Raw genomic sequence first — 7,696 nt, 5'->3', positions numbered from 1 at the left:
CAGCGCAGCGCCTCGATCAGCGACTCGAGGCTTGACGGAGTCGTCATCAGAAGGGCATCTTGAATCCGGGTGGCAGATTCAACCCGGCGGAAAATCCGGCCATCCGCTCCTGTGATGCTTCCTCGGCACGTCGCATGGCGTCATTAAGCGCCGCCGCAATCAGATCCTCGAGCATCTCCCGATCGTCCATTACGGCAGGGTCGATCGTCACTCGCCGCACGCTGTGTGCGCAGGTCATCAAGACCTTGACCATGCCCGCGCCCGATTGCCCCTCGACCTCGAGCTGCGCAAGCTGCTCCTGCGCCTTCTTCATGTTTTCCTGCATTTGCTGAGCCTGTTTCATCAGGCCGGCGATTCCGCCTTTCATCATCTTGCTTGCCTCGACTTGAACTAAACGGGTTTGATGGACGATTCGATCAGGGTGGCGTCGAACATTTCGATGATCTCCCGCACCAGACCATCCTGTTCGACCGATGCGATTGCGCGATCCAGGCGCTCTCGCCGGTCACGCTGCGCTGCTGCGGCCGGGGTATCTCCCGTGCCCTCTTCGACCTCGATGGCCAGCTGCAAACGGCGCCCGAGATGCTCGGTAATGGATTGCTGCAACTTGTCCTGCGCCGGTTTCATCAGCAGGTGCCGGTGCCGCGGAGCAAGCCGCAGGACCATCCGGTTGCTTGCCAGGTCGCGCAACTCGCAGTGCTGGGCAAGCTCGCGCGCCATGCCACTCACTTTAAGCGCGGCCAGCATGGTACCCCAGTCGGGGTCTGCCACGGCTGGCGGTTTCCTCTCGCCTGCCGAGACCAGCTCAACCGCCGGCTGATTGGGTACGGGACTGGTCCTGCCCGGCTCGGCAGGCGCCAAGGTCGGGCGCTTCGGCGTCGAGCCGGTCGTGACCAACGGGCTTCCGACACCGACGATGGGCGACCCGGGCCGACCACCGGCTTCGTTCTCTGTCAGCGGACGAAAAGCGTATAGCCGCAACAGGGTCATGGTGAACCCAGTAAGTTCATCCGGTGCAAGAGGCAGTTCATGGCGCCCGGTCACAGCAATCTGATAGGCCAACTGGACAAACTCCGGATCCATGTGCGCGGCGATTTCCAGCAGAGAGGCACGCTCGGGCAGATCTTCGGCAACCGCCTGCGGAGCAAGCTGTGCGATTTGCAGCCGGGTAAACAGGCTGGCCATTTCCTGCAAGGCCGCATCGAACGACAGGCTGCGCAGCGCCATGTCATTGGCTACCTGCAGCATGGCCGCCGCATCCCCGGCAAGCAGGGCGTCCAGAATTGCAAACAGGTGATCGAGATCGACCGTACCCAGCATTTCGCGCACTTGCGCTTCTTCAATGCTACCCGCGCCATGCGCGATGGCCTGATCGAGCAGGGACAGAGCATCACGCATGCTGCCACCTGCCGAGCGGGCCAGCAGGGGCAGCGCGCCGGCCTCGGCACTGATTGCTTCGACTTCGAGAATGTGTTTGAGATGCTTGGCGATCAGCGCCTGCGTCATCTGTTTGAGATTGAACTGCAGACAGCGCGAAAGCACCGTAACCGGGATTTTCTGAGGATCGGTCGTGGCGAGAATGAACTTGACGTGCTCAGGGGGCTCCTCAAGAGTCTTCAGCATGGCGTTGAAAGCCGAAGTGGAAAGCATGTGCACTTCGTCGATCACATAGACCTTGAAACGACCACGGGTCGGAGCATAGACCGCGTTCTCCAGGAGTTGCCGCATCTCGTCGACCTTGGTATTAGTCGCCGCATCGACCTCAAGAAGATCGACAAAACGCCCGGCATCGATTTCCTGGCAGGACGAACAAGTGCCGCAGGGAATAGCACTGACGCCGGTTTCACAGTTCAGGGCCTTGGCCAGGATTCGCGCCAGCGTCGTCTTGCCAACCCCGCGCGTACCGGTGAACAGGTAAGCGTGGTGCAGGCGTTGTGCGGTCAGGGCATGCGTCAAGGCCCGGACAACGTGTTCCTGGCCGACCAGGCTGGCAAACGTTCGCGGGCGCCACTTGCGCGCCAGGACTTGATAACTCATGCGCGGATTCTAGCAGATGGGGTCAGGACTCCCCGAGCTGTTTGATCACTGTCGGGCCGGGGACACTCCCGGGACCAAGGGTCCCCTCGTCACGATGGGCGAGACGGCGATGAAGGAAGGTGGCGAGCCTTACCCCCGGCACTCACATCAGATGGCTGTGGCTGCTTCCTTCCGGACCTGACCAGGTTCACCACCCTGCGATGCGGGGAGACCCGCCAAGTCGGATGGTATCACATCAGTCGCCACAGCGGCCGAAAAGGCACTGAGACTTCTTGCCAAACCCGGGCGTTGGCGTACGACGCTTCCCTGCGAAAGACCAACGCTGGTGACGGAGCGGCCGGGAGTTGGGTCCGGCACCCTCGCACAAAGCCGCTCTGCAGTCGCCAAAGCGACTGTGCAAATGGATTAGAATCGCGTCTTCGCAAGAGTGACCCACTGGCCACGGGCTGCTTTCTTGTCCAGCCGACCACGAGCCCCACCAATGCTTGGCCGACCAGCAGCCGCTGCTACAGCGCACTTGCGAACCCACAATATCTGAACGGCAACGATGGAAGAGACCCGAATCTGTCTTGTCCGGCATGGCGAGACCACCTGGAACGCCGAAAAGCGTATTCAGGGGCAGATCGACATCGGACTCAATGCGGCTGGGCTGATCCAGGCGCAGGCCGCAGCGAACTGGTTGGCTGGTGAACCGATCACCGCCCTGTACAGCAGTGACCTGTTGCGCGCGCGCCAAACCGCCGAACGCATCTCCAGCAAGCTGAAACTGTCCCCCCGCTTTCGACCACAGTTTCGTGAACGGCGCTATGGCTTCTTTGAAGGGCTGACCTATGACGAATCACGCGCCAGATACCCGGCTGATTACCACTCGTTCGAAACGCGCGACCCCGGCTTCGTCATCCCCTTCGGTGGCGAGAGCCTGCAGCAACTGCACGAACGCGTCAGCACCGGGCTTTGCGAGCTGGCCGCCGAGCATCTGGGCGAGACGATTGTCGTGGTTACCCACGGTGGGGTACTCGACATAGTAAACCGACTGGTTCGCGGTAACCCCTTGTCCAGTCCCCGTGATTTCCTGATTCCCAACGCCGGAATCAACTGGCTGAGCGTCCTCGACAACTCGTGGAGTCTGCTGAGCTGGAGCCAGACCGAGCACCTGTCCAGGTTCGGCCTTGACGAACTGCCGTAGCCCGAGCTGGCGTGAGCCGATTTTCAGCCAGCTGCCAGTCGTGTGCCAGCAACCAGGAGACCGGATGGAACGGGGCGAAAAGTAAGCCAGCGCTGCACGGAGGAGAATCCCGACCTGTAAACGCTCGGTGCGGCGAACAATCCCAAGACAGGACAAACCAGGGAGTCTGATGGATCAGCCGGTGATGTACTTCTCCATTTGCTCGATGATGAACTGCTGCGCACAGATCATTTCCTTGACCACGTCACCAATCGAAACAATCCCGATGACCTTGCCATCCTCAAGGACCGGCAGGTGACGGAAGTGTTTCTCGGTCATGATCGCCATACATTCGTCTACGGTCTGCTCCGGTGTCACGTAAAGCACCTTGTCGGACATGATCGCCCTCACCGGGGTCTCCTTCGATGCCTTGCCATAAAGAATCACCTTGCGTGCGTAGTCACGCTCGGAGAAGATGCCGACGAGCTTTTCACCGTCAAGAACCAGAACCGCACCGACGTTGGCGTCGGACATCACCCGGAGCGCGTGAAAAACCGGCTGGTCGGGCGCGACAGTTGCCAGTTGCCCGCTCTTGCCGGCGAGGATTTGCCTGAGTGTCTTCATGAAGCGTCCTTTCTGGTCAGGGAGACACCCCCATGCTAGAACGTCCAGCGCTCATTGCCAAGGGGGACGCGACCGGCTGTGCCGGGCGCACAACAATCGCCCGAGTCGGTTTTCCGTCAGAGATTCCTAGCGCAGACCGGCGGCGTACTCGGCAACCGCGTCGATCTGATGATCGGAAAGTTTGCCCGCAATCACGCGCATCACCTTTTCCGAATCGTTGGCTCGCTCGTGACTCCTGAAGGTCTTCAACTGGGTCGCGGTGTACTCAGCGTACTGCCCCGACAGCCGCGGGTATTGCGCTGGAAGGCCGGCACCGGTCGGACCGTGGCAACCGGCACAGGCCGGTACGCCTTTCGCGAAGTCTCCCATGCGCCACAGCGTCTTGCCTGCGGCCAAGAGCTTCTCGTCCTTGGCCAGCGAGGGCTTGATCTTCTGCTGGGAAAAATAGACCGCCAGGCTACGCATGTCTTCGTCCGACAGTGCGGCCACCATGCCGCCCATGATCGCGTTGTTGCGTACCGGCGGCTTGCCGTCGGTCGCCTTGAAATTGCCCAATTGTTTGTAGAGATAGTCGGGAATCTGGCCGGCGAGTATGGGATTGGCCGATGTCTGGCTGTTCCCATCGGCAGCGTGACAGGCAACGCACACGCCTTCAGCAATTTCCTTGGCTTTGACCAGATCAACCTTTGCTCTTGCCTGTTCTGTTCCGAAAGCGGGGAAACTGGCGGCCAGGAGAACCGCTAGTGCCGTTGTACGAATCATGTCCAAACTCCCATTGACAACGATGACTGATCTGAGACCGGAGAAGCCGAGCAGCAAAGCTGTTATTCTATATCAGATTGCTCCTCGGGCGCGCGCCTGTCCCATCCATCCATTTCGGGTCCTTCCATGCCCCTTTTTCAGAAGGTGGTTTTCCAGACGACGGTGGTCCACCTGCGGGATCTGCCGGGCGACTCGCTGGCCGAAATCGCTTTTGCTGGACGCTCCAATTCGGGCAAATCTTCCGCGATCAACACTCTGGCCAACCACATCCGCCTGGCCTTCGTGTCCAAGACGCCGGGACGAACGCAGCACCTGAACTACTTTCGCGTCGAACCCGGGAAATACTTTGTCGACCTCCCTGGCTACGGCTTTGCCAAGGCCCCAGAAGAGATTCGCTCGCAATGGGAGGGTCTGCTCGCACCCTATCTGCGCTACCGCGAGGCGCTTACCGGTCTGGTGCTGATTATGGACAGTCGCCATCCCCTGACCGAACTCGACTTGCAGATGCTGGGCTGGTTCGCCCCTACCGGCAAACCGATACACGTTCTGTTGTCGAAGGCCGACAAGCTGACCCGGCAGCAACAGATACTCGCCATGCGTGAGGTCGAGCAGGCATGCAGAGCCATTGGCGGCAGCTTCAGCTGGCAGCTATTCTCAAGCCTGAAAAAGTCGGGGGTCGCACAGGCGGAGGCTGTTCTCGCCGGCTGGCTCGGATTGACAGTACCAGAGAAGACGGCGCCGCCGCTAAACCCGCCGAGCGAAAAGATCGCCCGCCCGAAGAAGCGCGGTGCCATGGGCTGGAGCGCAAGAAATACCGGCAACCTTGGCAAAGGCTAAAAAAAACCCCCGGCAAAGGGGGAGCCGGGGGCAACACATGCCTTAAGGAATAAGGCACCCGCTCAGGGAGGTGAAGCGGGAGACGGCAAAGCCATCTACATATCAGAACACCGCCTCGGGCAAGAGTTCCCCGCCAATTTCCGGTTTTTCATCCCTTTTGTTTATCACGAACAGATGATAGGTAGTTTTTATGGATAGCCGTTTCCCTGCCGCACGTATGCGCCGTATGCGCCGTGACGATTTTTCCCGCCGCCTGATGCGCGAATCGCGCCTGACTGCCGACGACCTGATTTACCCGGTATTCGTGCTGGAAGGCAGAGGACGACGCGAACCGGTGTCATCGATGCCGGGAATCGAACGGCAGAGCCTGGATCATCTGTTGCACACGGCCGAACACGCGCTCGAGCTCGGCATTCCTGCCGTGGCCCTGTTTCCGGTAGTCGACGTCGCCCGCAAGACCCCAGGCGCTGAAGAGGCACTGAACCCCGATGGTCTGGTCCCCCGGGTCGTTGCCGCCCTGAAGAAGGAGTTCCCGGAACTTGGAGTGATCACCGATGTGGCACTTGATCCTTACACCAGCCACGGGCAGGACGGACTGATCGACCCCGATGACCCACGTGCCTACGTGCTCAACGATGAGACGGTCGAGGTACTGGCCAGGCAGGCGCTGGTACATGCGCAGGCAGGCGCCGACATCGTGGCGCCCTCCGACATGATGGACGGCCGGGTCGGGCGCATTCGCACCGAGCTGGATGCTGCCGGAAGGATCCACACCCGCATCCTGGCGTATTCGGCCAAGTATGCCTCGAGCTTCTACGGGCCTTTCCGCGATGCGGTCGGGTCGGCGGGCAACTTGGGCAAGGGCAATAAATACAGTTATCAGATGGATCCGGCGAACTCCGACGAGGCCCTGCGCGAGGTGGCTCTGGACCTTGCCGAAGGAGCCGACATGATCATGGTCAAACCTGGCATGCCTTACCTCGACATCGTCCGCCGGGTCAAGGACGAATTCGGAGTGCCAACCTATGTCTATCAGGTCAGTGGCGAATATGCCATGCTCAAGGCAGCGGCCCGGCACGGTTGGCTCAACGAGGAGGCATGTGTGATCGAGAGCCTGCTGGCCTGCAAGCGCGCCGGTGCCGACGGAATACTGAGCTACTTCGCGCTGACTGCAGCAACCTGGCTCAAGGCGTCTGTCTGACCAGCCCCGATGGCCTCCGCCGGCGAAAGCCGGCCTGTGCGGCACTTTCCACGAAACGGTAGAAAAGCGCGCCGCCAGCGATGCTCGCCAGCCAAGCGATAATCATGCCGCCCAGGTGAACCCAGGGCTCTGGCGCAGCGTAACGGGCGAACAATCCGTTGATCAGCAGGCAGACAGGGAAGTGCACCAGAAACACCGAATAGGAGATCTGCCCCAAGTAGGCGATCAGGCGCGATTTCGGCCAGTTCTCCAGAAAACCGCCACTGCGCGCCAGGACGAGTGCCAACGCAGTCGCCAACGCCACGACCAGGCGCGGCCGGTAGTCCAGCAGCAGTGCAGCGCCGACCACCAAGACAATGGGCAGCAACCACCAGAGTCGGGACCGCTTGCCGGCCGTTGTCCAGCAGCTCGCAATCCCTAGCGCGTATGAACCGAAAAAGTAGACTCCCCAGCTGTCCCAGTCGCCATCACGGTTGAAATAATAGATCGAGGTCAGCGCCAGCGCGGCGACCAGCCAGACAGTGGCCGTCGCAGCGCCAGCCTCGTTGCGCGCAACCCGGCGTGTCACCCAGAGCAACCCGACGAGGAGCGAGAACAACTGGAAGTCGATCGCGATGTACCACACACCTGCCGACAGGCCATCGTGGCCAAGCAGGCTTTGCAGCAGCAGCACGTGTGCCATCACCTGCGACAGGGTGGGTCGGCCTGGTACCGAATCATGTTCCATCAACGCACGAGCAGCCGCCGCCAAGGCAATGGCCATGAGAACCGCAGCGATGTAGGGTGTCACCAGTTTGAGGTAGCGCTTCCAGAGCAGGCCGAACGGGTTGGCGGCCAGCATCATGCCGCCTGGCGCCAGACTCTGAGCCGCAAGAAACCCCCCCAGGACGAGGAAAACCTGTACTGCGAACCGCGCATCCTGGCTGAGCCAGGAGATGACGGTGGGCGCCAGTGCCTGAGCGTGGTCGGACATGGGCCCATAAAAAGCCAGGTGATGCAGGACGATCAACTGCGAGGCGAGAGCCTTCAGTGCGTCGATGAACAGTAATCTATTGGTAATTGGAGGCATG

Annotated in this window: 8 protein-coding genes and 1 other RNA gene; 3 read left to right on the top strand and 6 right to left on the bottom strand. The window is 60.7% G+C overall.

Annotation, left to right across the window (positions count from 1 at the left end):
• Positions 1-46: 46 nt before the first annotated feature.
• The 3 genes from JNK99_RS16910 to ffs all read right to left on the bottom strand — a co-directional run bounded on the left by JNK99_RS16910 (position 47) and on the right by ffs (position 2,254).
• On the bottom strand, positions 47-370 hold the full coding sequence (locus JNK99_RS16910) for a YbaB/EbfC family nucleoid-associated protein (RefSeq protein ID WP_291855446.1): 324 nt from the start codon (positions 368-370) through the stop codon (positions 47-49).
• 20 nt (positions 371-390) lie between these two features.
• Complete coding sequence (gene dnaX / locus JNK99_RS16905; protein ID WP_291855443.1) at positions 391-2,037, bottom strand: DNA polymerase III subunit gamma/tau; 1,647 nt, start codon at positions 2,035-2,037, stop codon at positions 391-393.
• Between the two features lie 118 nt (positions 2,038-2,155).
• Positions 2,156-2,254: signal recognition particle sRNA small type (gene ffs, locus JNK99_RS16900), an RNA gene on the bottom strand.
• Positions 2,255-2,584: 330 nt separating this feature from the next.
• Here ffs and JNK99_RS16895 point away from each other — a divergent pair.
• Positions 2,585-3,223 carry a histidine phosphatase family protein gene (locus tag JNK99_RS16895; protein WP_291855441.1) on the top strand — a complete coding sequence of 213 codons (639 nt, stop codon included), beginning with the start codon at positions 2,585-2,587 and terminating at the stop codon, positions 3,221-3,223.
• 174 nt (positions 3,224-3,397) lie between these two features.
• Here the strand turns inward: JNK99_RS16895 and JNK99_RS16890 are convergent, their stop codons facing one another.
• Positions 3,398-3,826, bottom strand: a complete 429-nt coding sequence (locus JNK99_RS16890) for a CBS domain-containing protein (RefSeq protein WP_291855439.1) — start codon at positions 3,824-3,826, stop codon at positions 3,398-3,400.
• A gap of 126 nt (positions 3,827-3,952) precedes the next feature.
• Positions 3,953-4,588, bottom strand: a complete 636-nt coding sequence (locus JNK99_RS16885) for a c-type cytochrome (RefSeq protein WP_291855437.1) — start codon at positions 4,586-4,588, stop codon at positions 3,953-3,955.
• A gap of 126 nt (positions 4,589-4,714) precedes the next feature.
• Between JNK99_RS16885 and yihA the strand changes: the two genes are divergently transcribed.
• Complete coding sequence (gene yihA, locus JNK99_RS16880; RefSeq protein ID WP_291855433.1) at positions 4,715-5,425, top strand: ribosome biogenesis GTP-binding protein YihA/YsxC; 711 nt, start codon at positions 4,715-4,717, stop codon at positions 5,423-5,425.
• Between the two features lie 217 nt (positions 5,426-5,642).
• Entirely contained in the window at positions 5,643-6,626 is a 984-nt protein-coding gene (gene hemB, locus JNK99_RS16875; protein WP_291855430.1) for a porphobilinogen synthase, read from the top strand.
• Here hemB and JNK99_RS16870 read toward each other — a convergent pair.
• Positions 6,610-7,695: an acyltransferase gene (locus JNK99_RS16870; protein ID WP_291855425.1), complete on the bottom strand. Its 1,086-nt coding sequence runs from the start codon at positions 7,693-7,695 to the stop codon at positions 6,610-6,612. The two genes, hemB and JNK99_RS16870, sit on opposite strands and share 17 nt — an antisense overlap.
• Position 7,696 lies beyond the last annotated feature (1 nt).

The organism is Accumulibacter sp. (assembly GCF_016789985.1).
GTDB lineage: Bacteria > Pseudomonadota > Gammaproteobacteria > Burkholderiales > Rhodocyclaceae > Accumulibacter.
The sequence above is the reverse complement of the archived record's forward strand: the minus strand, read 5'-3'. Positions and strand labels throughout refer to the sequence as shown.